This window comes from Fictibacillus arsenicus, from assembly GCF_001642935.1.
Lineage (GTDB): Bacteria > Bacillota > Bacilli > Bacillales > Fictibacillaceae > Fictibacillus > Fictibacillus arsenicus_B.
Genome location: NZ_CP016761.1, coordinates 1261106 through 1287031 on the forward strand (window position 1 = coordinate 1261106; position 25926 = coordinate 1287031).

Consider the following 25926-nt stretch of genomic DNA (forward strand, 5'->3'; position numbering starts at 1 on the left):
AATGGGATAAAGCGTAAAAAGCCTTGGAATATCACATGATACCAAGGATTTTTTGTATATATACATCACTAGGTCCTTTTTAACATAAAAAAGTAAAGGAGTGTTTTTATGAGATACCAGCCTTTATCAACATCCCATCCAGTGGCCGTTCCATACTTTTCTCTAGCCACTTCGCAGTTGTTACTAATCTCTCAAGATCTGTGCATGTCTCCACGTCCATCCCTTTAAACATGTTGACCATATCTTCTGTACATACATTGCCTACAGCTTTAGGTGCGAACGGGCAGCCGCCTAATCCGCCAATTGATGAATCAAAGCGAGTGACTCCAGCTTGGTATCCGGCAAGGATATTGGCGAGTCCTAGTCCACGTGTGTTATGGAAGTGAAGTCCGAGTGTTAGGTCTTTACCAAATTCCCGTTGAAAAGCTGATATCATGTTTTGTACCTGGAGTGGATTAGCCATTCCAGTCGTGTCTGCGAGTGTTATTTCTGTGCAGCCAGCTTTCAAGAATGACTCGGCCACATTCAACATTTTAGTGAGTGGGACTTCACCTTCAAACGGGCAGCCGAATGCTGTTCCGAGTACTCCGGCCACTCCTTTTGATGCTGCACCTTCCTCGATGACTTTCGTTAGTTCCTCAACCGCCTGATTCACCGTTCTTTTAGCGTTTCGTAGATTAAATGAGTCACTTGTCGTGGTTACAACATGAAGAAAATCAACGTCTGTATGTAACGCACGTTCGAGACCTGAACGGCTTAAGACAAGTCCAGCATAACGAACATCATCACGCTTCGGAACGAGACGGAGCACTTCTTCGGCGTCTGCCATCTGAGGCACGACTTTTTTGTTCACGAATGATACGGCTTCAATGATTCGTATACCTGAGTCGATGAGCTTGTTGATGAGTTCAACTTTCGTTTCCGTTGAGACGAGCTTTGGTTCGTTCTGCAGCCCGTCGCGTGGTCCGACTTCACAAATTTCAATCATGAGTATCCTCCTTCAACACATGGATTTTCTTGATTTCTTCTAAATGGGCAAGTACTTGATCACGACCTTGATAGATGTGTTCGGTCATCGCAACACGTGCGCGTTCGGAATCCTGATTCTGAATCGCCGAAAGAATCGTTTTATGAACTTCTAATGATCGTTTCAGCTCAAACTCGTCGTACCAATAGAACGAACGAAAGACGAGTGGCACGACAACTACCTTGGATAAATGAAAGTATATGTGCGGGTTTTTACATGCAGAAATGATAGCTTCATGGAACTGTTGATTGAAGTTCACGATCTCTTTAATAGAGTTTAAGTCTGCTTCTTTATAACGTTCAATCGCCTCTTCATAACGTGAATTCGCTTCTTTCATCTTTTCGATATCCTCATCCGTTCGATGAAGGGCAGCTTGGCTGGCTGCATAACCTTCTAATAGAGTACGAAGATCATAGATTTGCTGAATATCTTCACGTGTGAAATGGCGAACACTCACTCCGCGCTTAAGTGGGGTAACGAGACCTTCTGACTCGAGCTGCTTGATTGCCTCGCGTATCGGGGTACGGCTAAGCTTTAGTTCCTTCGCGAGAGATTCTTCTCCAAGCCTCATCCCAGGCTCGTATTTTCCGTGTATGATGGCTTCTTTTATATATTTATAGGCATCCAATTCAACCACTCCTTATATTTATTGTATACAAACTAAATTTAAGTTGCAATAATTTTCTGAAAACTAGTAAGGTGAAGTCAGTTAAATCAAGCGTTATATGAAATTATTAAAATAAAATTAAAATTACCCATTGACCTTTTGTATACAAAGCGTTAATTTGGTATAAAGATTAAGAAAATTATGATTATTCTAAAAATAAGACAAACGGAGGGATAACATGTCCGATCAACTTCCTTTAGGTGATATTCGTGTCATAGAGCTGGGAACCCTTTTGGCCGGTCCTTTTTCCGGAAGGCTGTTAGCGGACTTTGGGGCTGAAGTAATCAAGGTGGAACCGCCGGGTAAATCAGATCCGATGAGAAACTGGGGACAGTCAAAAGATGGTGTTGGACTATGGTGGCCGATTCAATCACGTAATAAAAAGTCAATTACGCTGAACTTAAGAGTAGAAGAAGGTCAGAACATCTTAAAAGAGATGGTGAAAGACGCGGACGTGATCATCGAGAACTTCCGTCCGGGAACGATGGAGAAATGGAACCTTTCATATGAAGAGTTATCTGAGATTAATCCGAAGCTTATTATGGTTCGGACATCCGGATACGGACAGACAGGGCCATATAAACATCGTGCAGGCTTTGGAAGTGTCGGAGAAGCGATGGGAGGTCTCCGGAATGTCACGGGATTTCCAGACCGTCCGCCGTCACGAATCGGTGTTTCAATCGGTGATACGCTCGCAGCACTTTTTTCAACGGTCGGCTGTTTAGTGGCACTGCATGAAAGAGAGCGTTCAGGAGTAGGGCAGGTCGTAGATACGGCTCTTTATGAATCGGTCTTCTCGGTCATGGAGAGTCTCATTCCGGATTATCTATTTGCCGGGTATATCAGGGAACGAATGGGGAACATCCTGCCGGGTGTCGCACCATCGAACATCTATTTTACAAAGGACAAGACCTATATCGTGATTGGAGCCAACGCGGACGGTGTGTTCCGGCGATTATGTGAAGCGATGGGGCAGCCGTATCTTGCTGACGATCCAAGATTCTCCACACATCACGCTAGAGGTGAGAACATGAAGGTGCTTGATATGCTGATCGAGGATTGGACGAAGTCGCTTGATGCGAAAGATGCCTTAGAGATTTTAGATGAAAAAGGTGTACCATCAGGACTCATTTATACAGCAAAACAAATCCTAGAAGATCCTCATTATCAAGAACGTGAGATGATCGTGAACGTGGATCATCCGGAGTTAGGTGAATTCCCGATGCCGGGTATCGTACCGAAACTGAGCCGTACACCAGGGAAAGTGAATCATGTTGGTCCTGAAGTGATGGGCAAGCATAACGATGAAGTGTATAGAAACTGGCTTGGATACAGTGAAGAGGAAGTCGAGAGGTTAAAAGAAACGAGCGTTATCTAAATCGGGGGTGAGAAGAACGTGGGGAAGACACTTTACGATAAAGTTTACGACAGGCATGTGGTCTACCAAGGAGAAGATCAGCCATCCATTCTGTATATCGATCTTCACCTCATTCATGAAGTCACGTCACCGCAAGCATTTGAAGGGTTGCGGATGAACAAACGTGTTGTCAGCCGTCCAGATCGAACTCTGGCCACGATGGACCATAGCATTCCGACAACAGACCGTTCACTGCCCTTTCGGGATGAAGTGGCGAAGAAACAGGTAAAGACATTAGAAGAAAACTGCCGGGAGTTTGGGATCCAACTGTTTGACCTACAGAGCGAGAACCAAGGAATCGTCCATGTGATCGCACCTGAGCTCGGGCTAACGCAGCCAGGTCAGACAATCGTATGCGGAGATAGCCATACGTCAACACATGGCGCGTTCGGAGCACTCGCTTTTGGAATCGGAACGAGTGAAGTGGAACACGTTTTAGCGACGCAGACACTAAAGCAGGACAAGGCGAAGACATTAGCCATCGACATAACAGGTGAGCTGCCAAAAGGAACATCAGCGAAAGATTTGATACTTTCTATCATCGGTAAATATGGTCACGACTTTGCAACAGGTCACGTGATCGAGTACAGGGGAGAAGCCATCCAAAACTTAACGATGGAAGAGAGAATGACGGTCTGCAACATGTCGATCGAGATGGGTGGACGCGCCGGGTTGATCCAGCCGGATGATGTAACGTTTAACTATTTAAAGGATAAACAGTATTCGCCTAAAGGAGCACAATGGGAAGAAGCATTATCTGAATGGCGGTCACTGTACACAGATGACGATGCCGTTTTTGACCAAACTGTAGAATTTGATGCGAGTGAAGTGGTGCCGCAAGTGACGTGGGGAACGAATCCTGGTCAAGGTGCCGGTATCACAGATGACGTGCCAACACCAGAGAATCTACCAATCAACCAGAGAAAAGCTGCAGAAAAAGCACTTCAGTATATGGGACTTCAATCAGGAACGCCTTTTGACTCTATAAAACTCGATAAAGTGTTCATCGGATCGTGTACGAACAGCCGGATCGAAGACCTTCGTAAAGCGGCTAAAATCGTAAGCGGTTACAAAGTCGCGGATTCTGTTCATGCACTTGTCGTTCCAGGGTCTCAGACGGTAAAACGTCAGGCTGAAGAAGAAGGTCTTGATCAAATTTTTATAAAAGCTGGTTTTGATTGGCGTGAATCAGGCTGCAGCATGTGCCTTGGGATGAACGAGGATATCGTGCTTGAAGGTGAAAGATGTGCCTCAACTTCGAACCGAAACTTTGAAGGCAGACAGGGTAAAGGAGCGCGCACACATCTGGTGAGTCCAGAGATGGCAGCAGCTGCAGCGATCAAAGGACATTTTGTGGATGTGAGAAATTGGGTGACAAAAGAACGTGAGGAGGTGGGCTCTTAATGGAACCTTTTACTTCATTTACCGGAACGGCTGTACCGCTTGATGTGGATAACGTCGATACGGATGCCATCATTCCGAAGCAGTTCCTGAAACGAACAGAGAGAACCGGCTACGGGGAGTTTCTGTTCTATGACTGGCGATTTGAAAACGGAAAGGACCGACATGATTTCATTCTGAATCAAGACCGTTATCAAGGGTCGTCTGTACTGCTCGCAAGAAAGAACTTCGGATGTGGCTCGTCCCGTGAACATGCACCATGGGCTCTATCTGACTATGGTTTTCGTGTGATTATAGCACCATCATTCGCAGACATCTTTTATAACAACTGCTTTAAGAATGGGATCCTGCCCATCGTTCTCTCAAATGCAGATGTGGATGTGCTGTTTCAGCGGACGAATGAAAAGCGAGGTTACCAGTTATCCGTTGATTTAGAGAGTCAAAGAGTGATAGATTCACATGGTTTTGAAGCGTATTTCGAGGTTACACCATATCGGAAAAGGCTCCTTCAAAAGGGTCTCGATGAGATCGGTTCAACACTGGAATTTCAGGATAAGATTAAGAGTTTTGAAGAACGGCACCGCATCTACTACTCAATAAACAAAAATGAAAAGGCTTCCATCTAAGGCTGTACTGCATCATAGATTATCAGCTCCATAGAACTTATTTTCTTTTAAGGAGGATATGATATGAAAACCAAGTCAGTGAAAGAACCGATCCGTAAAAAGTGGATCTGGATTCTGTTGTTTATCAACGTTGTATTGATTGTTCCCTGGTATTTTCCGAAGGGAGCGGTTGAACCGTTTGTCTTTGGATTTCCGCTCTGGGCATTTATTTCTACCTTTTTCACACTTATCATGGGAGCGTACCTAAGCTGGCTCTGTATCTCTCAATGGAACATCGTTGAAGAGGAAGAGGAGAACGCCAAGAGAAAGGAGGATGTGAAGCATGGATAATTTAACCTTCGCTGGTATGGATGGCATTATTATCTTAAGTGTATTCGCGATTGTTATGCTTGCCATCGGGTATTTCTCTGGTAAAGGAGATACGAATCTTCATCATAGTCTATCAGGCTACTATTTGGCAGGAAGAAATCTCGGTTTCATCGCTTTGTTCTTCACCCTTTACGCGACACAGTACAGTGGGAATACCATCGTCGGTTATGCGCCGGCAGGCTACCGGACAGGGTTCTCATGGCTGCAGTCGATCTCCTTCATGACAATCATCATCGGAATCTATCTGTTGTTCGCGCCAAGACTTTATGTGGTGTCGAAACGACGAAACTTTGTAACCCCCACTGATTGGCTGGAGTTCCGTTTTAAATCGAAGGCGGTTACGTTGCTATCTATCTTCTTGATGCTTTGGGGTCTAGGAAACTATCTTTTGGAGCAGCTCGTTGCGATCGGACAAGCTGTAGCGGGTATGACGGGCGGAACGATTCCTTATGAAATTGCGGTTGTCGTTTTCGTTCTCGTCATGCTTGCGTACGAGTGGATGGGAGGCATGAAGGCCGTAGCGTTCACGGATGTTATGCAAGGGATTGTCCTGATGATTGGAATCTTTGTGTTCTTGGCAGGTGCTCTATACTTGGTTGGAGGGAATTTTGCTGAAGTAACACGTTTTATCGCAGATAACGAACCTGAAAAACTAGGTGTTCCGCCAATGGAAGTGTCGGTGAACTGGTTCAGTATGCTCGTCCTTGTCGGGTTAGGGGCTTCTATCTATCCGCATGCGGTGCAGCGTATCTATTCTGCTGAAAGTGAAAGAACGTTAAAGAAGTCTTTCGCTCGCATGGCGTGGATGCCGCCGATCACTACAGGTCTTGTGTTTGTTGTCGGGATCATCGGAATCATGCTTTTCCCAGGATTGGATACAGCGGGGTCTGAACAGCTAGTAGGGTTGATGGCGAATAAAATCGCTGCGATCAACGGGTTTTATTATTGGATGATGATCATCTTCTTCGGTGGAATCGTTGCGGCGATTATCTCTACGGCAGACTCCGTGCTGCTGAGTTTTTCATCGATGTTATCGAACGATGTATACGGTAAGTTTGTAAATCCAGGAGCTACTGAACACAAGAAAGTAATGGTAGGAAAAATCGGCGGAATCATCGCGATCTTCTTCCTTTTAATGATCGCATGGAATCCTCCAGGCACACTTTATCAGATTTTTGTGTTAAAGTTTGAGCTCTTGGTGCAAGTATTCCCTGCTTTTGTTCTCGGTCTTTACTGGAAACGTCTAGCCGCAAAACCTGTGTTCTGGGGAATGCTTATAGGTGCTATTGTAGCAGGGCTGTTAACGTTAACGGGCTATAAGACGGTGTTCGGCATCCATGGCGGAGTGATCGGGCTTACGATAAACTTTGTCGTTTGTATCGTTGGTTCGATGCTCGTTACGGTCTCTGCTGAAAAATCATTGAAGAAGGACGAACTTGCAGTGTTGGAGCTTGAAGCATAATACAATAGATAAAAAAGAGTTGAAGCAGAAATGGCAAATTTAAGTTTGAGCGTTAAACGTAGTCGTCTTGAGCCACATTGGCGGATGCTAATCTGGCTCTTGATTGTTCAAATAATGGTTGCTTTTGTAGGACGAGGACTTGTCCCGCTTGGTGTATTGATTGGAGCTGACCTTTCTCTCACGAAAGCTCAGATTGGCATGCTTCCGGCGGGTCTCTTTTTAGGACAGGCATTGGCTTCCATCCCGGCGGGTTTCTTAGTGGACCGGCTCGGATCCCGGAAACTACTTCTTGCTCTGTCCTTGTGTTTAGGGGTCGGGTTCATGTTCTCGACCTTTTTTACACATTTCTGGTCGATGCTCATATTCGTGGTCATCGGCGGGGTTGGATACGGAGCCATGCACCCGGTATCGAACAGAGGAATCATCTATTGGTTCACACAAACACAGCGCGGCACTGCGATGGGCATCAAACAGATGGGCGTCACACTCGGATCTGCATTATCGGCCGTAATCTTGCTGCCTATAGCAGCATCATATGGCTGGCGGACAGCTGTAATCGGTGCAGCGTTGCTCTTGATTATGATCGGAGTTATATCCTTTTTTCAATACCGCGATTCAGAGTCCGCACCACAAGGGAAAAGTGATCAGCGGCTGTCTGTTTTTTATAAATCGATGTGGAGAATGATTCAGAACAAACCTCTCTTGCTTGTAAGCCTAAGTGCACTCGGACTGAATGGAGCGCAGATGTGCCTGAACACGTATCTCGTGCTTTTTGCTTATGAAAAGATGGGGATCTCGCTGTTTTTGTCGGGTTTATTGCTCGTCATATCTGAAGCATGCGGTTCGTTTGGAAGAGTCACTTGGGGTGTGATTAGTGACCGAGTGTTTAACGGGGAACGTGTGATTATTGTCATCGTGATCGTCATTATTTCTGCACTGTCGAGCAGTACCTTGGCATTGTTGCCTGAAGATACGCCATTTGGATTGCTTGTTCCGATCATCGCAGTCTTTGGGTTTGCGGTTTCGGGGTTCAACGGCATCTGGATGAACCTAGCGAGTGAACTCGTTCCACCTGAACAAGCCGGGATTTCGAGTGGATTAAGCATCACGATCGGGTCACTTGGGGTTATCGCAGCACCGCCTGTCTTCGGTTTTATGGTGGATCTGAACGGCAGCTATACATCAGGCTGGTTTTTTATCACAGGGTTGTTATGTATCGTTTTTGCAATTCTGCTAGTTTTGTTAAACGTTAATAAAAAGAGAAAAGCGAGGGTGAGTGAACGTGCAATTTGATCCGAAAGAGCTGACAGAAAAGGATGTCTACAAACTATTGGTTGGTTCAGTCGTGCCTAGACCGATCGCCTGGGTATCGACCATTTCAACAGAAGGAGTGGTCAACCTGGCACCGTTCAGCTTTTTTAACGTAGCCTCCCGAAACCCTCCTATGCTTTGTATATCGATAGGACCTGGAGTGGGAGAAAGAGAAGGAACGGAGAAAGATACACTCGTAAACATACGGAATCAAAAAGAGTTCGTAATCAATGTGGTCACGTCAACTTTGGGGAATGAGATGCAGAAAACGTCTGAGAACCTGCCGAGTGATGTGGATGAATTTGAAGCAGCAGGACTCACAACATTGGAAAGCACGATTGTAAAACCAAAGCGCGTTAAAGAAGCGCCGATCCAGATGGAGTGTCAGCTAGAACAGGTCATTCAGCTCGGCAGTGATCATTTGGTGATTGGCAGAATGGTTCGTTATCATATCAATGATGACTATTACCTTGGTAATTATAAAGTGGATCTAGAGAAACTGCAGCCTCTCGGAAGGTTAGCAGGGAATTATAGCGAGAGTACGGAATTCTTTTCATTGCCTAGATAAAAAGCAAGCTTAAAGGGGAAAAAAACCCTCTTTAAGCTTTTTTTATTAAATCAATTAAATGATTAACATCCTTAACTATATTATTCTATTAAAATCCTCTATACTTAAATAAAATAAGTTTAAAAGGGGGTTGCAGCATTGCGGGAAAAGATTACGGAACAGACGAAGAAGTTACAGCAATCAAATGGCGGTCATATCTTTTATGAATATCAGAGTGAAGAATCTTATATTCAAAACACCGTCTCCTATATCATCGCCGGGATCGAACAAGGAGATCATGTCATCGTAATCGAGAACGACAGAGTTTACCCGAAGATTGAAAGACAGCTGCGGAACGAACTGAAAAAAGAAGATTTGGAGAAAGTTCATCGCGTGAACAATTTTGATTTCTATTGTTTCAAAGGGGATTTTAATTCCGCGACGATCATCTCTTACTTTAAAAAGTTTGTTGAACCCTTCATTAATAAAAAAGTTTCCATACGAACATGGGCGCATGTGGAATGGGCGGATCAGGAACAAATTACGTATTACGTCGGTGAGTATGAGAAGGAAGTAGATAAGACGGTTATTGAGTTTGGGACGACTACGGTTTGTGCCTATGATGAAAGGCGTGTACCTCCACACTTGAAACAGGCATTGCTGAGCTGTCACCGGTATTATATGACTGATGAGGATGTGCTTTGTATTTCTGAAGATTTCAGAACCGTGGAATGTGTATAAAATCATACAACAAGAGAATCACCATGATTATTCCATTTTAAAAGGAGAACGAGAAGATGGATGTATTCGTAAGCCAGTATGATTGGATTCAACGTACAAGGGAGACATTATTCCGTTATTGTGAAACGATGTCACCTGAGGATTATGTGAAAGAGCTTGAAAGCTTTGGAGGAGACTCTGTTCGCAGTCTGCATGTTCATGTAGTCAATTGTTACAGGGGATGGTTAGGAAATCGTGCACTTGGAAAACGGCTATCTGAGATAACGCCAGAATCCGTTCGCTCTGTACAGGAAATGCGTGAAATTTTTAGGGAAACGGATGCCCTGGTTCATGAATTCCTGAATGAATTTAAAGATAAGGCGGATCAGACAGTTCAAGTAACGTTGAGGAGTGGCGGCATCTTGGAGCCAACAGCATTATGGTTATTCACCCACACCATGACACACGAGTTCCACCATAAAGGGCAGATTGTAAAAATAGGCAGACAGCTTGGATATAACCCGCCAGAAACAGACCTTATTGAACCTGAAGTTCAGTTCGTACAAAAATAAAACCTGGTTGAAAAAATTAAAACAGTCTCTTGAATAAGACATATTAAAAAAGAGCAAAGACATCTTTGCTCTTTTTTCAACTACTCACTTGCTTTAACTTGTAAAGGAGGGGGTACTAACCAACCTTTTTCTTTGTTCAACTTCAGCATCTTAGCACCAAATTGTGCTTTTGCTAAATGAAATTGTCCGTACATAACCCCAATGTCCTCACGTATGCTTTGTCCGATCATGGAACTACAAGCCACAAGTCCTGCTGCAACATCTTTTGATACAGAAGCACTGATCTCAGGGTCAAGGAATCTTGCACCTGGTGGAATATCTTCTAATTTAGCTACCGGACGCTCAGGTGGAGCAGGTGGTAAACCAATGCCATTTGCCTTTAGTAATTCTTCAATTTGCTTATTCTCATTTTTAAGTCCCTCAATCGCTTCTTCAACCAACTTTTTTAGGTGGCTATCGCCTGTGTGATTAACATATACTTGGTATCCAGCAATCATTCCGTGGTTTGTTAGCAGGTGTGTCCAAGCTCCATATATCTCTCCATAATGCATTGGCTCATCTTTTGGATTCCCACTTAAAATTCCCATAACAACACTCCTTATATTTTGTTTGAGATTCATTTACTTTCTCCTTTTATAGAAAAACGTAACAAAGATAGTATGGGAGTTTTTTTCTCTTTTATACTCAGTGAGAATTTGAAATGAGTCAGATGAAAAAAGACATTGAAGAAATGTAATAACAATGAAAAGAAGTTGAAAAGGCTTCGATTTCTTTTTGTTTGGATGAATAACATAGTGTGGTCATGATCTTAGGGCTGCCGCTTTACGGTACGTGTTTTTATAATCTGTTACACGTTCGCTCAATCTGACTCCCATTTCGCTCAAAACCGCCACTCTACGCTCAAACACCCCCTTGTATCGCTCAAAATCACGAACCTACGCTCAAACACCTCTTGTTTTCGCTCAATGAACTTATCCGAAGGGAATTTTAACTTAAAATGATCAGTTTTTTTAAAAGTACGGCATTAAATAAAAGAGACTGAATCAAAAATGCAGCAATACTGCCTTTTGAACAGTCTCTTTTCTTTATTTTTCGTCCTCAACTAGATGTTTCAGCATAGACAGCTTGTTCTCCCAGAATTTCTCGTAATAAGAGAGCCACTGCTTCACTTCTGTTAGCGGTTCAGGATGCAGCTGATAGATCTTTTCGCGGCCTTCTTTCCGGCCAGAAATCAGCTCAGCTTCTGTTAAGATATTCAGATGCTTCGTTACAGCGGTTCGGCTCATATCAAAATGATCGGCAATCTCGGAGATCGGCCGTTCATTTTCGGAGAGCAGGCGAAGTACCTCGCGTCTTGTCGGATCAGCGATCGCTTTAAAGACATCGTGTTTTTCAGCAGGTGCTGCCACTTAGCTCTCAACTACCTTTTTCAGTCTTTCATGGACAATGCCAACCCAGCCGCCGTTCATACGCTCGCGGATAACAGAGCTCTTTTCGCCTGCCTTGCCAACAATCGCATCTTCATCTTTCCATCCACTGTGAATGAGAGTGAACTCCGTCTGGTCACCTTGTTCTTTTAACAAAAAGGTAACCACCCAACCATCTGTATCCCAGCTAAAAGAAATCTTATGCGGTTCATCGATCACTAGCACTTTACACGGTGATGGCCCAAAAGGGGACTGGATATGAAACTCGTGTCCTTCTTCAGCTTTAAAGTCGTTCGGCATGAACCAGGATGACATGCCTTCAGATGTAGATACAGAGTCCCACACTTTTTGAATCGGTGCGTTAAATACTACGGTTTGTTTAATATCTTGTAATGCTGCCATATGTTCATCTCCTCGAAAATATATAACCATTTGGTTTCATGTCTAGAATATAACACCTTTTGGTTACATGTCAATATAAAGGGATATATTACCTTTTTAGAGAAATACACTTATATTGAATTTTTATGGAGGAAACTCATGAAGCATTTCGTTACAGTTCTTTTATTCATCACATTATTATCTTTGTTAACTTCCTGCAGCATTACATTTGGAGATTGTTCGCCGGTGGAAGCTAAATGGGCGGATACGTTGATGATTAATGATATCCACTACCAGCATGATTTTCCTGACCCTGGTGATCAGGAAGAGATACAAGTAGAAAAAGGGAAGCTCCTTGGTGAAGTGAAGTATAAGATGGCGGATGACGCGTGCGAGGGTTATCAGATGAAAAATAACGACGCGACGCTACTCGAAGAAGGCACAAAGATTTATGCCATCAAGGATATTCCACCGTCACTTGCTGTAGTGACTTATAACAAAGATGTCTTATCGGCGAGTAGAGTATTTGTCGTCGATCAAAATAAAAAAGCCAAAACGATCGGAGAGGTTTATCCGATACAAGGCTTAGTGAAAGACATCCACATTGAAAGTACGTTAGACGGCAGGAGGATCCATACTTTTATTCCTTCATCCACTGAAGCGTTTCTTAAGGAATGGATGCCACTCAAGCTGCAAGATCCCCAGAAGTTAGATAGTAAATGGGATGAGAATAAAATGATTTTCTTAGAGTTTGAGTTAACGAACGGCATCACCTTTAGACAATCGTATAATCTGGATTCCAAAGTCTTTCATTCAAGTGCAGTTGGAAATGAAGCAATCGCTGACATTATTAAGAAGGAATATGCTTCTATAGATTAAACACACCTTCTTGGCTCAGTTTCACTAGGGCATTTTAAGCTTTCACTCACGCATCATATAAAAAAGCTCTAAACCAATCTAATTCCGAGTGTTTAATTAAATATACAAAAGGCCTGAAAACTTAATGCTTTTCAGGCTGTTTCTTTTGTGATGCTATCTGGAGCATAATTTTAAATTTATATATTCGCTGACCTCAATCCTTAATGTCGTTATGTCAACTCCAGCATCTATTATTTGTTTTTTTCACCGATCATGCCATAATCCGTGATATGAATGCTGATATCTGACGTAACGGGAGTTGTTTTAAACCGCTGATCCCAATCTTTTTTTACACGTTTCCAAACTCTTGGATGATGAATTCTTAACTGGTTACCGAACCATGCTATATCTACTCCAAGGTCATCCTGCATTTTATTTAATGTCTGTTTGATCAATGTTTCTGCTTCTTTTTCTATTTCTTTTTCTATTTTCTTTACATTAGAATCTTCAAACAGATTAAATGGTTTTTTCCAGTCCTCTGAGATGCGTCCATCAATAGAAACGTTGATATGAAAGGAAAGATTATCACCCTTCACATGAGGCGTTATCTTTGATTTAATGTTTTGGATCTGAAAAAACACCGGTTTTTTTCCATGAGACCGAATGGATCCGCTCTTGCTGTCACCAGTTATGAGATTTAAACCCTCAATCTCTTTTTTGTTTAGTGTACCGATTAGTTTATTTGTTTTTCCTTTAATCACAGCCGCACCATCAAATTTCACTTCTCCTTTTTCTGTGGAGAGCATTTGTACGACAAAGCTTGAATCTGATTCCATGTAGCTTAGCATATGGATTAAGGAAATCGGTTTTAACATTCTGGTTGATAACTGATGATTGGCGATCTCATAGATTCGATACGAAGGAACGATATCCGGTTCATTTGATTCTAATGTCTTGCTTGCATTTCCTTTTGCAATAAAAACAAGCGTACTTCCTCTAATATCAATATCTCGATAATACAGATCAACCAATTGTTCCATGTCTACCTTTCTTGCAAGTTTTTCGCCGATCACGACAATTTTTTCGTGCGCGCCAAAGATGGTTCCTTCTCTTTTTAGCGTAGTCTCCCAACCGATTGGTTCCAGGGAATCTCCACTTTCTTTAACATTGATGTACTGCTTATGCCCTGATGAACTGGAAGATTGTCCGCCCCCTTGTTCATGAGGGACTATATACTGGAGGGTGGAGGAGAGGTTTCCATCCTTTTCTGCATCCAGGGCAGATCCAGCTACAAAATTTACATCCTCAATCGGCGTGTAACTCCAACAGCTGGTTAGAAGGATAAGGTTTGAACATAAAATTATACCGAGCCATACGTGCTTCTTACCTGATTTGTTCATGATTTTTTCCCTCGCACTAATGTGATGAGCAGCAGCAGGATAGGGACACAGCTAAAAAAGTAAAGCGTAAAATTGCCGATCATCGATCCCATCTGAAACATCTCGTTAATGTTTTTTGGCATCATGGAAACGATATAGATCAAGGGAGCAAGCCCATAAATAAAAAGGTCGATCTTCTTTTTAAAGAGGTGCGATAAGCCGAGAGCAGCAGCATAGTAACAAACTGTAAAAGTGGTAAACAGCTGCATTATCCAAATGACGAGAAGAAGGGAGTCAAACCGTTCTACGAAAAAACCTGATATCTCGAAACTTCTGATAAAGGTTAAGACCGGCCATGTTTGAGTCACGGCACCATCGATGGATAATGATCCGATAACCATTACAAAAGTGACACAATAGAAGACAAGAGAGATGCTTAAACCGATTACTGTCGCTTTTAAGGCACGACCAGGTTCTTTCATATACATATAGATAATCAAGATGATCTCAAACCCAACAAACGATAAAGAAGTGGTGGTCAATCCTTTCATAACAGGCATTACACCCATTCCCATTACAGGACGCAGATTGTTAATGTCAAAGACTTTGATTCCTAAAAACATGACGAGAAGAAAGAAAAGAATGGTGACTGGAAAGATGATTTCAAACATTCTCGCAATCGGGTTGATGCCACCGGTGATCAGATAAAGTCCGACCCAAATAAAGGGAAGAATAATCGCCCAGTTCGGTGTTCCTTCTAATAAGAAAAGACGTGTTGTTTCTGACATCGCTCTAAGTTCGAAGCTGGAGAGTGTAAGGTAATAGAGGATGATACATAAACTGACGACAGAACCAATTACTTTTCCTGTAATTTCGTTGCTGTACTGAAAGATGCTTTTTCCCGGAAATCGTTCAGCCAGTTTGACCATGATGATGGCAACGACGAGCGCGATGATTCCGCCGAGTATGATCGTAATCCAGCCATCAGGAGTTTTGACTTTTTCTGTTACCGTTCTTGGCAGTGTCAATATACCTATTCCTAAAATAAAATTGCTAATGATCACGACCGTTTGTGGAGTAGTAATCTGATCAAATTTTTGTTTAGTCATAGGTATCACTCCTTACCGGATAATCTCCTCGTTTACTTTCTCTTACTGTCTTGGGTATGCATCAGTTTTGGGCGGCGTTTCATCATAGATAGTGGCGCACGGATTAGAAAATCCTTTAGATCGCTTAACTGATATGGAACTGCCGGGCTTAAATAAGGTACGTTAAAGCTCTTTAGTTTAACGAGGTGTGTGCATAATAACAGGACGAACAAAACAACGCCATAAAGGCCATATACCGCAGAGAACAACATGACGATGAACCTGAGGAAACGTATCGTGATCCCAATGCTGTAGTGTGGCAGGGTAAAGGAAGAGATGGCTGTAACCGCCACCACGATGACCATGATGGGACTGACGATGCCAGCCTGCACCGCTGCTTCGCCGACGATCAAGCCGCCAACGATTCCAAGGGATTGTCCGACTGGCTTTGGAAGTCGTAACCCTGCTTCACGTAAAATTTCGATCGATATCTCCATGATCAAGGCTTCGATCAAAGGAGGAAAGGGGACACCTTCTCGACTAGCTGCAATCGAAATGGCAAGCTTTGTCGGAATCAATCCTTGATGGAACGAACTAAAAGCAATATAGAGGGAAGGACCGAACAACGCGATAAAAGCAGCCAAATAACGCAGCATCCGAATCAATGTTCCAGAAATCCACCGCTCGTAATAATCTTCCGGTGACTGTAACAGCATGTTAAAAGTCACTGGCAGAATCAACGCAAACGGAGTGCCATCCAACAATATACCAACACGTCCTTCAAGGATTGCGCCCATGACACGATCAGGACGTTCGGTGTTCTGAATCTGTGGAAATGGACTGAATTGATTATCTTCTATCAATTGTTCCACATACCCAGACTCTGGCAAGTCATCGATATTGATTGTATGAATTCGCTGTATGACTTCTTCTAAAAGCTGTGGATCAACGATGTCCCTCATGTAAACAACGGCTAAATCTTTTTTTATTTTCGTGCCGACTTTAAACGTATTAATCGCGAGGTCTTGTGTTTTGGATAGATTCCTTAACAAGGCCGTATTATCCGTTAATTGTTCAACAAATCCAACTCTCGGTCCTCGGACTAATGACTCTGACAGGGGTTCTTCGATATTCCTCGTTTTCGCTTTTGCCACATCAAGCACAAAACCTATTGCTGTTCCTTCTACGAGAAGACCGGCGGACCCAGCCAAAATAGCAGTGTTGAAGCTTGGTATGTTGGAAGTCTCACTTACTTTTCCGATCAATAACATATGAGCACTCAATCGTTCCCTTGTTGAGGTTTCGATATCACGATTCTGACAATCTTGTTCATCATCAGACATCAAACTGCGGAGGATATTATTGTTAATTAAATCTGTATCCGCCAACCCGTCGATAAAGATGAGCGCAGCCCGTGTATGTAGTATGCCAATCTTAAACTCTCGGATATGAACGTCACCATTATGTCCGATCTCAGTGCGTATCCTCTCAAGATCAATCGAAAGGTCACCGGTAAAAATGAAGGAGTTTGTTTGTGCTTCTTTCTCTATAGCCTTTTGTTGATCTTCTGCCTTGGATTGTTTTCTCTTCATGTGGCTTTCACACTTTCTCTAACGAATTGATCCATTTAAAAAACTTTGAAATGCCGATTGGTACGATGAAGCAAATCAAACTTTGTACAAGTACTATCCAATCAGGAAGGAAACTAAGAATTTTTGTTATCATCAATTCATCCCTCCTACGCCATTCTTACTGTTTACCAACTTAGATTCTCCAACTTAAGAGAAATTAACCTGAAGATAGGACGTAGAATCAATCCTGCAATATTGGTTAAATATGCTGAAATATAAAAGACAGATTGGAACCAGCTGAAAATGAATCTAGTCGACAACATTAACTCCTATTGGATGAACTGGACAAAAAGATGTGAAAGTGTCACTTCACTCCAATTTCCGGGTCTTTTCGTGAGCGGAAGTATGATCGAGTGGGGAGTGCTTGGGGTAACTCGGATCTATTATTCGATAAAAGAAGAGGATTCATCTCAAAAGTGGGGGTAGGGGGATATGCGCTACAAACCGTTCCTGAAAAATACCATCAAATCATTCAAGAGGCGCTGAGGATCAGGAATGGCCATAAAAAGTCCTGCTATAAATCCATATCAAGAGAAGAAGAGACGCCTTGGAATACATGAAGTTTCTCATGACCGAGTGCAACAAACTTAATAAATAAGAAAACCACCAGTCCTCAACGCAGGACTGGTGGTCTGTTTTTGTTATCAATCAATTTCCCATAGCCTAAGGCAGATAAGGCTTGCTTTAGATTCCCATTGGTCTGGACTTCGCGCATATTTATTCCGAACGAAGAAGCAGTTAACGCAATCTCCGGACGGATTCCGGTGACGATGACCCGTACACCGAGAAGGCGCAACGAATCGATCAGTAAGAATATACTTTGAAGCACTTCAGGTGTTAAGGTGTGAACCCCTGACAAGTCGATCACAAGTGAGAATATTTTATTTTCCACACACCGCTCCAGCGTTGTTATCTGGAGAATCTCTGCTCGCTCATGGTCAATTTCACCGATTAATGGCAGGACACCTATTCCATCAAATAGAGGAACGATTGGTCCTGATAACTCATGAAGTGCTTGATTTTTTTCATTGACGATCATCTGATGATTTTTCACATACGTTTCACTAAATGTATGTGACGCAAAGTCTAGGTTAATATCAATGTTTTTGATAACACTCATAACATCAAGGACAGAAAAGGCTTCTGTTTCAGCAAGCTCTTCTATTAAAATTAGTATTTCTTTTCTAATAAAAGGAAGCGGCTGCATGGCTACATCCAGTGATTGTCCATAATCTACGGCATAAAATGCAGTTTGTTCTGACCAATTCATCAATACAATTTCAGCCTGATCACCTTCGAGTGTTAAGGTTGATCCGAGGAGCTTGATAAATTCCTGAATATAAGCCGAAGATTGTTTCCGATCATGAGGCAGACCTGACATTTGCGGGTGCCTGTCAAAACGCTGAGTTAAGATTTTATTAGATAAAAGGGGTGCTTGTTCTACTAAAGCCTGTCCGACTTTTACAAACGCTTCTTTTTTAAGTTCCATTTTCAATAGCCTCCAATAAGAATAAGGATGGTTACGTATGACAAAGAGATAAACTTGTAATGAAATGGAACAATGAGATTGTTTTTATATTAAAAATTCAATACTAGAAACATTTGTCCTGCTTTTGTTTGTGCGATTTTTCTTTTAAAAGATATAATGTAGGATCATTCCTATTTTATGGGGGCTTTCCATGTAAAAATTCATTTGTTTAATCATTGAACAACCTTAACAGTAACTAAACACTTCCTCCAAATAGAGTTGGTACGCTAACAATGGTAAATCAGTACATAACATGGAGGGGTTTGGAATGAGTTCAAAACAAGTAAATCGTCGTGATTTTATTAAGATTGGCGGAGCGAGTACGCTTGCGTTAACAATCGGCTCGCTTGGTGACACGACGTCACTCTTTACCAAAGCAGCACATGCTGATAGTCATGAAGAAAAGGTTCTTCGATTCCATTCAAACGGTAAGTTCAAGGTCGTTCAGTTCAATGATACTCAAGATGATGAACGCATTGACCGCCGTACATTAGAGCTTATGGGAAAAGTGCTGGATGCAGAGAAACCTGACTTCGTTGTATTGAATGGTGACAATATTACTGGCGGATGTGATACACCTCTTGAGATGAAGCAGGCGATGAACAATATTGCCCAGCCTATGGAAAAGCGCGGGATCAAGTGGGCCGTTACGTTTGGCAACCACGATGAGGATTCTACGCAAAAAAGCGGTATTGATGAAAGTGAAATGCTGAATTTTTATCGTTCGTACAAACATAATTTGAACGATAAAGGAGCAAATATTAAAGGAACAGGCAACATGAACCTGCTCATTTGGGATGCACAGGCAAAGAAAGCAGTGTTCAACTTATGGCTATTGGACTCAGGAAGATATGCACCTAAAACGATTGCCGGACAAGACTTTGAAGGTTATCCGACATGGGACTGGCTTCGATTTGACCAAGTAAGCTGGTATAATGAAACGTCCCAAAGAATTGAGAACAGGTTTGGATATAAAGTGCCTTCCCTCATGTTCATACATATTCCGTTATGGGAGCACCGTTATATGTGGTATGCGAGCGTTGACAGCCGGACGGAAGCGGATCATTCCCGAGCATTAGAAAAGCATCAGATCACGGGTGAAAGAAACGAAGATGAGTGTCCGGGACCTTTCAACAGCGGGTTGTTTTCGGCCATGCAGCATAGAGGAGACGTAAAAGGAGTCTTCTGTGGACATGACCATATCAATACGTATGCTGGAAACTATTACGGCATCATGCTCGGTTATAGCGGAAGCACAGGATTTGGCGCATACGGACTCTCAGGTGCTGAGAAGAACAGACTTCGCGGGGCAAGAGTGTTCAATCTCGATTTGAATAACGAGAATGTTCTATCTGATACGCACATGGTGTTCGCCAAGGATTATGGGATCGACCTGACAGCTAATGATCAGAGTATAGATCCAGCACCGATTGAAGAAAAAGAAAAGGTAAGAATATAATCGAAGTTTAATAGACGAAAAGCCCGAGATATTAATCTCAGGCTATTTCTTTTTTGTTGAAAACGAAAGAATTTCTAAATATTTTGAAAATTTATGACGAAAAAGGTAGACTTACATAAAATGTCATGGTAATATCTTACTATATAGTACAACTTAAGGGGTATTTTGTACTATAAAAATTAAATAGGAGGTTAAATGGGGCAGTTGATAGTTTAGTTGGTGTATTAAAAAACAAAAACTGAAACGCAGGAGGAAATTAATGAAATTAACAATGACGCATGAGAAGGTTAAGGATTACGAGATCAACGGTGACACAATGGCGATCGTTCCATTTATCAATGTGAAAGGTGCTGTGTGTTCGGAAGTCTATGAACGTGAAGCAGTAATCCTGGTCGAAAAGAAACCTTTTCGCATCATCAAAGATAACTGCCTATATTATGGTGGTTCCTATGATGGAAAGAAGGAAGCAGCACGCATTAATATGGGTAAGATGTGCTTTGCTCCCATCATGATCGACTCAAAACTTGACCTGTATTTTTTTCCAATCCAATCACCACGAAATGATACCTGCATATGGCTTGCACAGCCGCACATCCGAAGAATTGATAGGACTGGTCATAAGCGTGCCAGCGTTATTTTTTCAAACGGCATGGATCTGCCCATCGCTAACACCCGCGCTTCCTTAGTAGGAAAACTCCATCGAGCAGCTCAATACAGAAGTGTTCTTGTTAATCGAACAAATGACAGAGAACGAGAACGAGAAAGAGAAAGAGATCGTGACCCGGTCCTTACATAGAACTTAAATCATGTTAAAAGCGCCTGATGCGAAGTGTATCAGGCGTTTTTGCATGTTATGAATTGTTCATATTTGAATATTCAATCGACCATTTTTTTACAGTATGATGAAGATGAAAACGAATACTTAATGGGAGGAATTACAATGGCACACTATTCTATTCATCCTGATCGTGCAACCTTACACGGCTCCTTCTCTATGGATTACGAACCTGTACTCCCGATTGATTCTGGAGACACCGTTCGTTTCAGTACGCTTGAAGCAGCATGGGGATTAGAGCCCTTTTCAGGTAAAGGCGTTCGTAAAAAGTTCGAACCGAGAGAGCGGCCTCGCGATGGTGGTCATGCTTTATGCGGTCCTGTAAAAATAAGAGGTGCAGAAGCCGGCATGACACTTGAGATTAAAATCAATGAGATTCTGCCTGGTTCATGGGGGTGGAATAGTGCCGGAGGATTTCCGCACCCCGTTAATATAGCTTTAGGTATCGCAGAAGGTGAAGAATATCATCTGAATTGGAAATTAGATTCAGATTCCATGGTAGGAGTTAGTGATAAAGGACATAAGGTGGCATTGCGTCCTTTTATGGGAATCATGGGTATGCCGCCAAATGAACCTGGGATTCACAGTACGACTCCGCCTCGTTTTTGTGGCGGAAACATCGATTGTAAGGAATTGATCGCAGGAAGTACGTTGTATCTTCCTATACCGGTATCAGGAGGACTCTTCTCTGTTGGAGATGGCCATGCGGTTCAAGGGGATGGGGAAGTAGGGTGTCCTGCGCTTGAGTGTCCAATGGATGTCGTAGACTTAACTCTATCAGTCCGTGAAGATATGAAACTATCGATGCCTCGGGCGAAAACACCAGCTGGATGGATCACGATGGGCTTTCATGAAGATCTGAACGAAGCGACTACAATTGCTCTAGACGGTATGCTAAACCTCATGTATGAATTGTTCGAATACGAACGAAAAGAAGCACTGGCTCTAGCCAGTCTTGTCGTAGATTTAAGGGTTACGCAGATCGTCAATGGAGTTCGAGGAGTACATGCTGTACTGCCTCATGGTGCAATAAGATAACGTCAAAACGACCAGAATTTTATTTTATCTGGTCGTTTCTTATGCTTTTAGTCATTCAAAGCAACCGATTGCTGAAGAACAATTACTTGTTTCTATAAGTCTTTTTAGCATAATAAAATGTAAAAATTGTAGTTGATAATGAAAGTATGAAAACTAATGTATATCCTGCAATACTAATGAAATAATTATATACTGGTGCCCTACTAAAATATATTCGTCCAAGTATTTGATGAAAAATAATAAAGTTCCTAATAAAGGTAAATAACTGTAAAAACCTTAAAATAATTCCCCACCTCATTGAAAGTTTATTAAACAATTTTGCACGATTGCTGAATAACAGTTTTTGTATTTTTAATCTAGTAATCTTCCTTATTTTATTTCCATTCTTCTTCTAAAATAGAGTAGGAATATTCATCCCACCATTCATTACCATGTGGAATGCACTTTTTGAAATAACCTTCTCTTCTCATACCTATCTTCTCCATCACGCGGTAAGATGGAGGATTCTCGGGCTGACAGGTTGCTATAATCCGATGCAAGTTCAAATCTTCAAATCCATATTTCAATACTGCTTTGGCTGCTTCTGATGCATAACCTTTATTGAAGTATTTAGAATTAAACACCCAGCCAATCTCGTACGTATGATCACCGAAATACTTATGGAATGCGATGTGTCCAATCAGAGTGTTTTCCTCGATCAGTATCACAGCGAACTGCTCTGGATCTCCACTCCGATTTTTATTTACAAATTCCTTTGTGTTCTCTTCTGAAAGAACTCCTTCAGGGATGTATTTCATGACATTGTGATCAGAAGTATACTCATGAACAGCTTTCCAATCATTTTCTTCAAAGTTTCTGATTAATAATCTCTCTGTTTTTAGAAACACTGGCTTTCCTCCCACTCTTCTCGAAGCAGACCCATCCTAATAGAATCATAGTATTCGCCATTATAATACCGGCACTTTCGGAGTCTCGCTTCCATTGTCATTCCGAATTTTTCCCCAACTTTTATCATTCTTTCGTTCCCAGACCACGTCGTATAACCAACCCGAACGAGCGGCATGGTTGTAAACAAATGATGGATCCAAAGACGAAGAGCTCTGGTACCGTAGCCGCCGCTCCAGAACGCAGGATCATAAATCCCGATCCCCATCTCAAGCCAGTTAGAAGGTTTGTGCTCCCAATAGTAGCTTACCGTTCCGATGACTTCTTCATTTACTGCGATCGCCCAGCGGCTTTCTGAATGGACGTACTTTTCTTGTTGCTCCATGAACTTTTCAAAAGGAAGAGACTTATGCTCGTAGTAAGGAGCATCCCACTTTTTCCATTCAGGCGATTCTTCTTTATAGATCAGTTCCCATAGTTTTGGTAAGTCCTCGTGAGTTATGGGTCTAATCGTTAATTCTTTATCGCGGTAAGACATTTCCGTTCCTCCAACCTATTTTTTCAAGGAAGCCGCTTTGACAACGTGCTTCCAATAATCCCAAGCTTTAAGATATTCCTCAAAATCTTCAGGATGATGCCGGACACATGTTGCCATTCTGAAATACAGACCAATTAGAACTTCCTCGTGCAAAAGTCTATCATTCTTGTTTTCGTATGTTTGTAAAAGACTCGTAGCCGAGCTGATCGTTTCTTTTGTTAAATCATCCGGTGAAGAACAAAACGCGTAGATGAGGTCGTAAATCGGCTCACCGAATACAAGAGTCGGATCGATCACCCCAGTCAGTTTCTCTTCTGTAAATATAAAATTATGTACACCGCAATCACCGTGCAATAAGTAAGGTTGTGTGAACTCGCTATTCCTGTTCGGGCTTTTCAAAAGCTTAAGAATAAGGTCATGATCTTCTTTTTCAAGATACGGTTTCAATATCGTTGATGACTCGATGGCTCTGCTTAGTAAAAAACTTTGCCATGAATCGGTGAGTTCATCTGCCCAGCCCCAGCCGGCAGGTTCTGAGACTGGTTTGTAGTGGTTTATGAATTTTTTTACAAGCGATTGAAGCAGTTCTTGTTTCTGATTTCGATTATAATTCACAGATCCTTCCACAAAAGAATAAACGATATAGCGGTAAGAAGGGTCTGTATAAAGAAGCTCAGGCAATAGAACTACATCTTTATAGCAGGTTAAGAAGAACGACTCTGCCTCTAGAACATGTGGTTCGTTTATCTTGACGACCCGTTTATTGTTTCTATTTTCGCGAAGCAAATATAACTTGCTCGTTGTCCCGCCGCTTAGCTGATCCACTTTTGTGATTTCATGGTTAAGTATGTTCTTATCTGTTAACTCTTGAATAATCTCCTTAATGTTCATGTAGCAACACCTCTACATTCAATTTAACATAAATCTCCATATTTATAGGAGAAAAAAACAGGGAAACGGCTGCTGGTAAGAGAAAGAAGTAACATCAATTTTTTAAAATGGGGACTGTAAAATGATTTATGTTGTTCGGCACGGCCAAACGGATTTGAACAAAGAAGGAAGATTGCAAGGCAGATTTGGACTGCCTTTGAACGATCAAGGTATCGAGCAGGCTGAAGCGTTAAAAATGGAGCTTACCGATATAACGTTCGATTATGTTTTTTCATCACCACAAGAGAGAGCCGTTCAGACAGCTGAGTTCGCTACGGGTAAAAGGGCTGTCGTTGATTCGAGACTTGATGTGTTTGATCTTGGGGAAGCGGACAGATTGAAGAAAGAAGAAGTGAAGATGGCTGGATTGATCCCTGATGCATCGGTCTATGAAGGGGTAGAAGACATACATAGTTTTATGGAAAGAGTATTTTCATTTATGGAAGAGCTTGAGGAAAATCCGAACTTTGTTAATAAAAATATTCTGATCTCAGGACACAGATGTACGACGGGTGCAATCGGGGCTTATATCAATGGAATGCCAGAAGACCAAAACATTCTCAGATACTCTTCCGATAATGGAAAGTATAAGATGTATGATTTGAATCGAGTGAGCCAGGTAATAAGGTAAAACGCATGAAAAAAGAGAAATAGGATCTCTATTTCTCTACTTCATGTCCTCGGAGTCTTTTTCATAAGCGATGACTACGAGCTTTTTGTTCGATTGATTACTTAACTTTTCTTCAAATGATTGCAGTTCGCTTACGAGATTTTCGGGAAGGTCTGCTGCGTTATAATGTTTATTATCCAAAATTCATCTCTCCTTTATAGAAACAGTGTTGCCATTATTTTTAGAAGGTATTCGTTTTATAAGGGTTTGTAGGGTAGGAAAGTTGATGGGGAAAGCGAATGAAAAAAAGATTAATGATTATTATCTCTTTGTTGAGTATATTCGTAATCGCACACGCAACGCCAAGTATATGGCATTAAGGACTGAAGTTATTCTAATGGGGCATCCTGTCGCATCGTTGACAACTGGAATTATAGAAGATGAGTTTCATAATGAGGTTGATAAAGAAAAGTTTGCTGAATTAAATGCAAAAGCATATACCCTCACAAAACCGCCTGTTGAAAGGGCAACACAAGGAAAACTAAGAAACTACCGGGTTAGAAAGGTCGGGTTTCTGTATTTCGCGGAATACTATGGTGAAGGGTAATCAATTACAACTTAAGAGGAGAATACAGCTATGGGTAAAGAGTTTCCAGTCATTGAAACAGAGAGATTGATTTTGCGAGAAGTTACAACGGATGATGATAAAGATATTTTTACATACTTATCAGATCAGGATGTTATGAAACATATGGGGTTAAAACCATATCAGACTGTAAAAGATGTATGGGAAGAAATCAGGTGGTATCAAACCATCCGCGAAGAAGGTTCAGGAATTAGATGGGGAATTACGCGAAAGGATTCTGGCAAGGTTATTGGAAGCTGCGGTTTTCTGAACAGAGTTTCTAAACATTTTCGAGCTGAAGTTGGATTTGAGTTGAGCAAGGATCACTGGGGACAAGGGATAACGGGTGAAGCGCTGCAAGCTGTGGTTAAGTATGGTTTTCAAAACCTTGAGCTCGAACGAATCGAGGCTTTGATCGAACCGGCTAACTTGCCCTCACAAAAATTAGTGGAGAAGCAAGGTTTTGTAAGGGAGGGACTGCTGAGACATTATGAATTCACGTGTGGTAAATTTGATGACTTGTATATGTATTCCATCTTAAAAGCAGATGTGATGTATACTTGATTATAAGAAAACTATAAACGTATTACGAGGA

31 protein-coding genes are annotated in these 25926 nt (G+C 42.0%); 17 read left to right on the plus strand and 14 right to left on the minus strand.

The features are described from left to right. Positions 1-106 precede the first annotated feature (106 nt). Positions 107-988: a hydroxymethylglutaryl-CoA lyase gene (locus ABE41_RS06615; RefSeq protein ID WP_066287835.1), complete on the minus strand. Its 882-nt coding sequence runs from the start codon at positions 986-988 to the stop codon at positions 107-109. Continuing rightward, positions 981-1655 (minus strand): GntR family transcriptional regulator, encoded by a 675-nt coding sequence (locus ABE41_RS06620; RefSeq protein WP_066287837.1) that lies wholly within the window; start codon positions 1653-1655, stop codon positions 981-983. Before ABE41_RS06620 ends, ABE41_RS06615 begins: the two co-directional genes overlap by 8 nt. A gap of 217 nt (positions 1656-1872) precedes the next feature. Between ABE41_RS06620 and ABE41_RS06625 the strand changes: the two genes are divergently transcribed. The 9 genes from ABE41_RS06625 (at position 1873) to ABE41_RS06665 (ending at position 10119) form a co-directional block, all read left to right on the plus strand. Next, the gene (locus tag ABE41_RS06625; protein WP_066287839.1) at positions 1873-3072 is read left to right on the plus strand and encodes a CaiB/BaiF CoA transferase family protein; all 1200 of its coding nucleotides are present in this window, start codon (positions 1873-1875) and stop codon (positions 3070-3072) included. An 18-nt stretch (positions 3073-3090) separates the two neighbouring features. Further along, positions 3091-4515, plus strand: a complete 1425-nt coding sequence (leuC, locus tag ABE41_RS06630) for a 3-isopropylmalate dehydratase large subunit (protein WP_066287843.1) — start codon at positions 3091-3093, stop codon at positions 4513-4515. Beyond that, entirely contained in the window at positions 4515-5138 is a 624-nt protein-coding gene (gene leuD, locus ABE41_RS06635) for a 3-isopropylmalate dehydratase small subunit (protein ID WP_066287845.1), read from the plus strand. Before leuC ends, leuD begins: the two co-directional genes overlap by 1 nt. Before the next feature lie 63 nt (positions 5139-5201). Further along, the gene (locus ABE41_RS06640; protein ID WP_066287847.1) at positions 5202-5468 is read left to right on the plus strand and encodes a hypothetical protein; all 267 of its coding nucleotides are present in this window, start codon (positions 5202-5204) and stop codon (positions 5466-5468) included. Beyond that, a complete protein-coding gene (locus ABE41_RS06645) occupies positions 5461-6969 on the plus strand; it encodes a sodium:solute symporter family protein (RefSeq protein ID WP_066287850.1) in 1509 nt (502 codons plus the stop codon). The genes ABE41_RS06640 and ABE41_RS06645 overlap by 8 nt, the downstream gene beginning before the upstream one ends. Positions 6970-6999: 30 nt before the next feature. Continuing rightward, a complete protein-coding gene (locus ABE41_RS06650; protein ID WP_066287855.1) occupies positions 7000-8262 on the plus strand; it encodes an MFS transporter in 1263 nt (420 codons plus the stop codon). After that, positions 8252-8848, plus strand: a complete 597-nt coding sequence (locus tag ABE41_RS06655) for a flavin reductase family protein (protein WP_066287856.1) — start codon at positions 8252-8254, stop codon at positions 8846-8848. The genes ABE41_RS06650 and ABE41_RS06655 overlap by 11 nt, the downstream gene beginning before the upstream one ends. Before the next feature lie 138 nt (positions 8849-8986). Then, positions 8987-9568, plus strand: coding sequence for an MEDS domain-containing protein (locus ABE41_RS06660; RefSeq protein ID WP_083207696.1), 582 nt, complete (start codon positions 8987-8989; stop codon positions 9566-9568). A gap of 56 nt (positions 9569-9624) precedes the next feature. Beyond that, positions 9625-10119: a DinB family protein gene (locus ABE41_RS06665; protein WP_066287858.1), complete on the plus strand. Its 495-nt coding sequence runs from the start codon at positions 9625-9627 to the stop codon at positions 10117-10119. A gap of 80 nt (positions 10120-10199) precedes the next feature. Here the strand turns inward: ABE41_RS06665 and ABE41_RS06670 are convergent, their stop codons facing one another. The 3 genes from ABE41_RS06670 to ABE41_RS06680 all read right to left on the minus strand — a co-directional run bounded on the left by ABE41_RS06670 (position 10200) and on the right by ABE41_RS06680 (position 11948). Further along, positions 10200-10706: a DUF3231 family protein gene (locus ABE41_RS06670; RefSeq protein WP_172827390.1), complete on the minus strand. Its 507-nt coding sequence runs from the start codon at positions 10704-10706 to the stop codon at positions 10200-10202. 498 nt (positions 10707-11204) lie between these two features. Next, complete coding sequence (locus ABE41_RS06675; protein ID WP_066287865.1) at positions 11205-11528, minus strand: ArsR/SmtB family transcription factor; 324 nt, start codon at positions 11526-11528, stop codon at positions 11205-11207. Then, entirely contained in the window at positions 11529-11948 is a 420-nt protein-coding gene (locus ABE41_RS06680; RefSeq protein ID WP_066287868.1) for an SRPBCC family protein, read from the minus strand. Between the two features lie 138 nt (positions 11949-12086). Between ABE41_RS06680 and ABE41_RS06685 the strand changes: the two genes are divergently transcribed. Next, complete coding sequence (locus tag ABE41_RS06685; RefSeq protein WP_066287871.1) at positions 12087-12806, plus strand: hypothetical protein; 720 nt, start codon at positions 12087-12089, stop codon at positions 12804-12806. Between the two features lie 230 nt (positions 12807-13036). On the opposite strand, the gene ABE41_RS06690 is transcribed toward ABE41_RS06685, so the two are convergent. From ABE41_RS06690 to ABE41_RS21440, 4 genes are read right to left on the minus strand one after another with little or no spacing between them, the layout of a single operon-like run. After that, complete coding sequence (locus ABE41_RS06690; RefSeq protein WP_066287873.1) at positions 13037-14185, minus strand: Ger(x)C family spore germination protein; 1149 nt, start codon at positions 14183-14185, stop codon at positions 13037-13039. Continuing rightward, a complete protein-coding gene (locus ABE41_RS06695; RefSeq protein WP_066287875.1) occupies positions 14182-15273 on the minus strand; it encodes a GerAB/ArcD/ProY family transporter in 1092 nt (363 codons plus the stop codon). The genes ABE41_RS06690 and ABE41_RS06695 overlap by 4 nt, the downstream gene beginning before the upstream one ends. Positions 15274-15305: 32 nt before the next feature. Then, positions 15306-16844: a spore germination protein gene (locus tag ABE41_RS06700; RefSeq protein WP_066287877.1), complete on the minus strand. Its 1539-nt coding sequence runs from the start codon at positions 16842-16844 to the stop codon at positions 15306-15308. Between the two features lie 7 nt (positions 16845-16851). Beyond that, the gene (locus ABE41_RS21440) at positions 16852-16977 is read right to left on the minus strand and encodes a hypothetical protein (RefSeq protein WP_301336204.1); all 126 of its coding nucleotides are present in this window, start codon (positions 16975-16977) and stop codon (positions 16852-16854) included. A gap of 149 nt (positions 16978-17126) precedes the next feature. Between ABE41_RS21440 and ABE41_RS20970 the strand changes: the two genes are divergently transcribed. Further along, a complete protein-coding gene (locus tag ABE41_RS20970; RefSeq protein WP_156774239.1) occupies positions 17127-17309 on the plus strand; it encodes a hypothetical protein in 183 nt (60 codons plus the stop codon). Between the two features lie 187 nt (positions 17310-17496). Here ABE41_RS20970 and ABE41_RS06710 read toward each other — a convergent pair whose 3' ends face one another. Then, a complete protein-coding gene (locus ABE41_RS06710; protein ID WP_066287883.1) occupies positions 17497-18372 on the minus strand; it encodes an STAS domain-containing protein in 876 nt (291 codons plus the stop codon). A gap of 307 nt (positions 18373-18679) precedes the next feature. Between ABE41_RS06710 and ABE41_RS06715 the strand changes: the two genes are divergently transcribed. The 3 genes from ABE41_RS06715 (at position 18680) to ABE41_RS06725 (ending at position 21743) form a co-directional block, all read left to right on the plus strand. Next, complete coding sequence (locus tag ABE41_RS06715; protein WP_066287888.1) at positions 18680-19870, plus strand: metallophosphoesterase family protein; 1191 nt, start codon at positions 18680-18682, stop codon at positions 19868-19870. A gap of 259 nt (positions 19871-20129) precedes the next feature. Beyond that, on the plus strand, positions 20130-20666 hold the full coding sequence (locus ABE41_RS06720; RefSeq protein WP_066287890.1) for a competence protein ComK: 537 nt from the start codon (positions 20130-20132) through the stop codon (positions 20664-20666). A 144-nt stretch (positions 20667-20810) separates the two neighbouring features. Further along, positions 20811-21743: an acetamidase/formamidase family protein gene (locus ABE41_RS06725; RefSeq protein ID WP_066287892.1), complete on the plus strand. Its 933-nt coding sequence runs from the start codon at positions 20811-20813 to the stop codon at positions 21741-21743. A gap of 374 nt (positions 21744-22117) precedes the next feature. Here ABE41_RS06725 and ABE41_RS06730 read toward each other — a convergent pair whose 3' ends face one another. The 3 genes from ABE41_RS06730 to ABE41_RS06740 are packed head-to-tail and all read right to left on the minus strand — an operon-like array spanning position 22118 to position 24057. Next, on the minus strand, positions 22118-22630 hold the full coding sequence (locus tag ABE41_RS06730) for a GNAT family N-acetyltransferase (RefSeq protein ID WP_066287895.1): 513 nt from the start codon (positions 22628-22630) through the stop codon (positions 22118-22120). Then, positions 22621-23166, minus strand: a complete 546-nt coding sequence (locus tag ABE41_RS06735) for a GNAT family N-acetyltransferase (protein WP_066287898.1) — start codon at positions 23164-23166, stop codon at positions 22621-22623. The genes ABE41_RS06730 and ABE41_RS06735 overlap by 10 nt, the downstream gene beginning before the upstream one ends. Before the next feature lie 15 nt (positions 23167-23181). Then, the gene (locus ABE41_RS06740) at positions 23182-24057 is read right to left on the minus strand and encodes an aminoglycoside phosphotransferase family protein (RefSeq protein WP_066287901.1); all 876 of its coding nucleotides are present in this window, start codon (positions 24055-24057) and stop codon (positions 23182-23184) included. Positions 24058-24178: 121 nt separating this feature from the next. On the opposite strand from ABE41_RS06740, the gene ABE41_RS06745 reads away from it, so the two are divergent. Then, positions 24179-24727: a histidine phosphatase family protein gene (locus ABE41_RS06745; protein WP_066287905.1), complete on the plus strand. Its 549-nt coding sequence runs from the start codon at positions 24179-24181 to the stop codon at positions 24725-24727. A 36-nt stretch (positions 24728-24763) separates the two neighbouring features. On the opposite strand, the gene ABE41_RS20975 is transcribed toward ABE41_RS06745, so the two are convergent. After that, complete coding sequence (locus ABE41_RS20975; protein ID WP_156774240.1) at positions 24764-24907, minus strand: hypothetical protein; 144 nt, start codon at positions 24905-24907, stop codon at positions 24764-24766. An 85-nt stretch (positions 24908-24992) separates the two neighbouring features. On the opposite strand from ABE41_RS20975, the gene ABE41_RS06750 reads away from it, so the two are divergent. Together ABE41_RS06750 and ABE41_RS06755 are read left to right on the plus strand one after the other, a co-directional pair. Beyond that, the gene (locus ABE41_RS06750; protein ID WP_066287909.1) at positions 24993-25313 is read left to right on the plus strand and encodes a hypothetical protein; all 321 of its coding nucleotides are present in this window, start codon (positions 24993-24995) and stop codon (positions 25311-25313) included. A gap of 30 nt (positions 25314-25343) precedes the next feature. Next, the gene (locus tag ABE41_RS06755; RefSeq protein ID WP_066287913.1) at positions 25344-25895 is read left to right on the plus strand and encodes a GNAT family N-acetyltransferase; all 552 of its coding nucleotides are present in this window, start codon (positions 25344-25346) and stop codon (positions 25893-25895) included. Positions 25896-25926: the final 31 nt, after the last annotated feature.

Bases quoted from the DNA above. Each gene is read 5' to 3' on its own strand.
- ABE41_RS06615 (WP_066287835.1), bottom strand. From the start codon at position 988: ATGATTGAAATTTGTGAAGTCGGACCACGCGACGGGCTGCAGAACGAA.
- ABE41_RS06625 (WP_066287839.1), top strand. From the start codon at position 1,873: ATGTCCGATCAACTTCCTTTAGGTGATATTCGTGTCATAGAGCTGGGA.
- leuD (WP_066287845.1), top strand. From the start codon at position 4,515: ATGGAACCTTTTACTTCATTTACCGGAACGGCTGTACCGCTTGATGTG.
- ABE41_RS06640 (WP_066287847.1), top strand. From the start codon at position 5,202: ATGAAAACCAAGTCAGTGAAAGAACCGATCCGTAAAAAGTGGATCTGG.
- ABE41_RS06645 (WP_066287850.1), top strand. From the start codon at position 5,461: ATGGATAATTTAACCTTCGCTGGTATGGATGGCATTATTATCTTAAGT.
- ABE41_RS06650 (WP_066287855.1), top strand. From the start codon at position 7,000: ATGGCAAATTTAAGTTTGAGCGTTAAACGTAGTCGTCTTGAGCCACAT.
- ABE41_RS06665 (WP_066287858.1), top strand. From the start codon at position 9,625: ATGGATGTATTCGTAAGCCAGTATGATTGGATTCAACGTACAAGGGAG.
- ABE41_RS06670 (WP_172827390.1), bottom strand. From the start codon at position 10,706: ATGGGAATTTTAAGTGGGAATCCAAAAGATGAGCCAATGCATTATGGA.
- ABE41_RS06680 (WP_066287868.1), bottom strand. From the start codon at position 11,948: ATGGCAGCATTACAAGATATTAAACAAACCGTAGTATTTAACGCACCG.
- ABE41_RS06685 (WP_066287871.1), top strand. From the start codon at position 12,087: ATGAAGCATTTCGTTACAGTTCTTTTATTCATCACATTATTATCTTTG.
- ABE41_RS06690 (WP_066287873.1), bottom strand. From the start codon at position 14,185: ATGAACAAATCAGGTAAGAAGCACGTATGGCTCGGTATAATTTTATGT.
- ABE41_RS06695 (WP_066287875.1), bottom strand. From the start codon at position 15,273: ATGACTAAACAAAAATTTGATCAGATTACTACTCCACAAACGGTCGTG.
- ABE41_RS06700 (WP_066287877.1), bottom strand. From the start codon at position 16,844: ATGAAGAGAAAACAATCCAAGGCAGAAGATCAACAAAAGGCTATAGAG.
- ABE41_RS21440 (WP_301336204.1), bottom strand. From the start codon at position 16,977: ATGATAACAAAAATTCTTAGTTTCCTTCCTGATTGGATAGTACTTGTA.
- ABE41_RS20970 (WP_156774239.1), top strand. From the start codon at position 17,127: ATGAATCTAGTCGACAACATTAACTCCTATTGGATGAACTGGACAAAA.
- ABE41_RS06710 (WP_066287883.1), bottom strand. From the start codon at position 18,372: ATGGAACTTAAAAAAGAAGCGTTTGTAAAAGTCGGACAGGCTTTAGTA.
- ABE41_RS06715 (WP_066287888.1), top strand. From the start codon at position 18,680: ATGAGTTCAAAACAAGTAAATCGTCGTGATTTTATTAAGATTGGCGGA.
- ABE41_RS06720 (WP_066287890.1), top strand. From the start codon at position 20,130: ATGAAATTAACAATGACGCATGAGAAGGTTAAGGATTACGAGATCAAC.
- ABE41_RS06725 (WP_066287892.1), top strand. From the start codon at position 20,811: ATGGCACACTATTCTATTCATCCTGATCGTGCAACCTTACACGGCTCC.
- ABE41_RS06735 (WP_066287898.1), bottom strand. From the start codon at position 23,166: ATGTCTTACCGCGATAAAGAATTAACGATTAGACCCATAACTCACGAG.
- ABE41_RS06740 (WP_066287901.1), bottom strand. From the start codon at position 24,057: ATGAACATTAAGGAGATTATTCAAGAGTTAACAGATAAGAACATACTT.
- ABE41_RS06745 (WP_066287905.1), top strand. From the start codon at position 24,179: ATGATTTATGTTGTTCGGCACGGCCAAACGGATTTGAACAAAGAAGGA.
- ABE41_RS06750 (WP_066287909.1), top strand. From the start codon at position 24,993: ATGGGGAAAGCGAATGAAAAAAAGATTAATGATTATTATCTCTTTGTT.
- ABE41_RS06755 (WP_066287913.1), top strand. From the start codon at position 25,344: ATGGGTAAAGAGTTTCCAGTCATTGAAACAGAGAGATTGATTTTGCGA.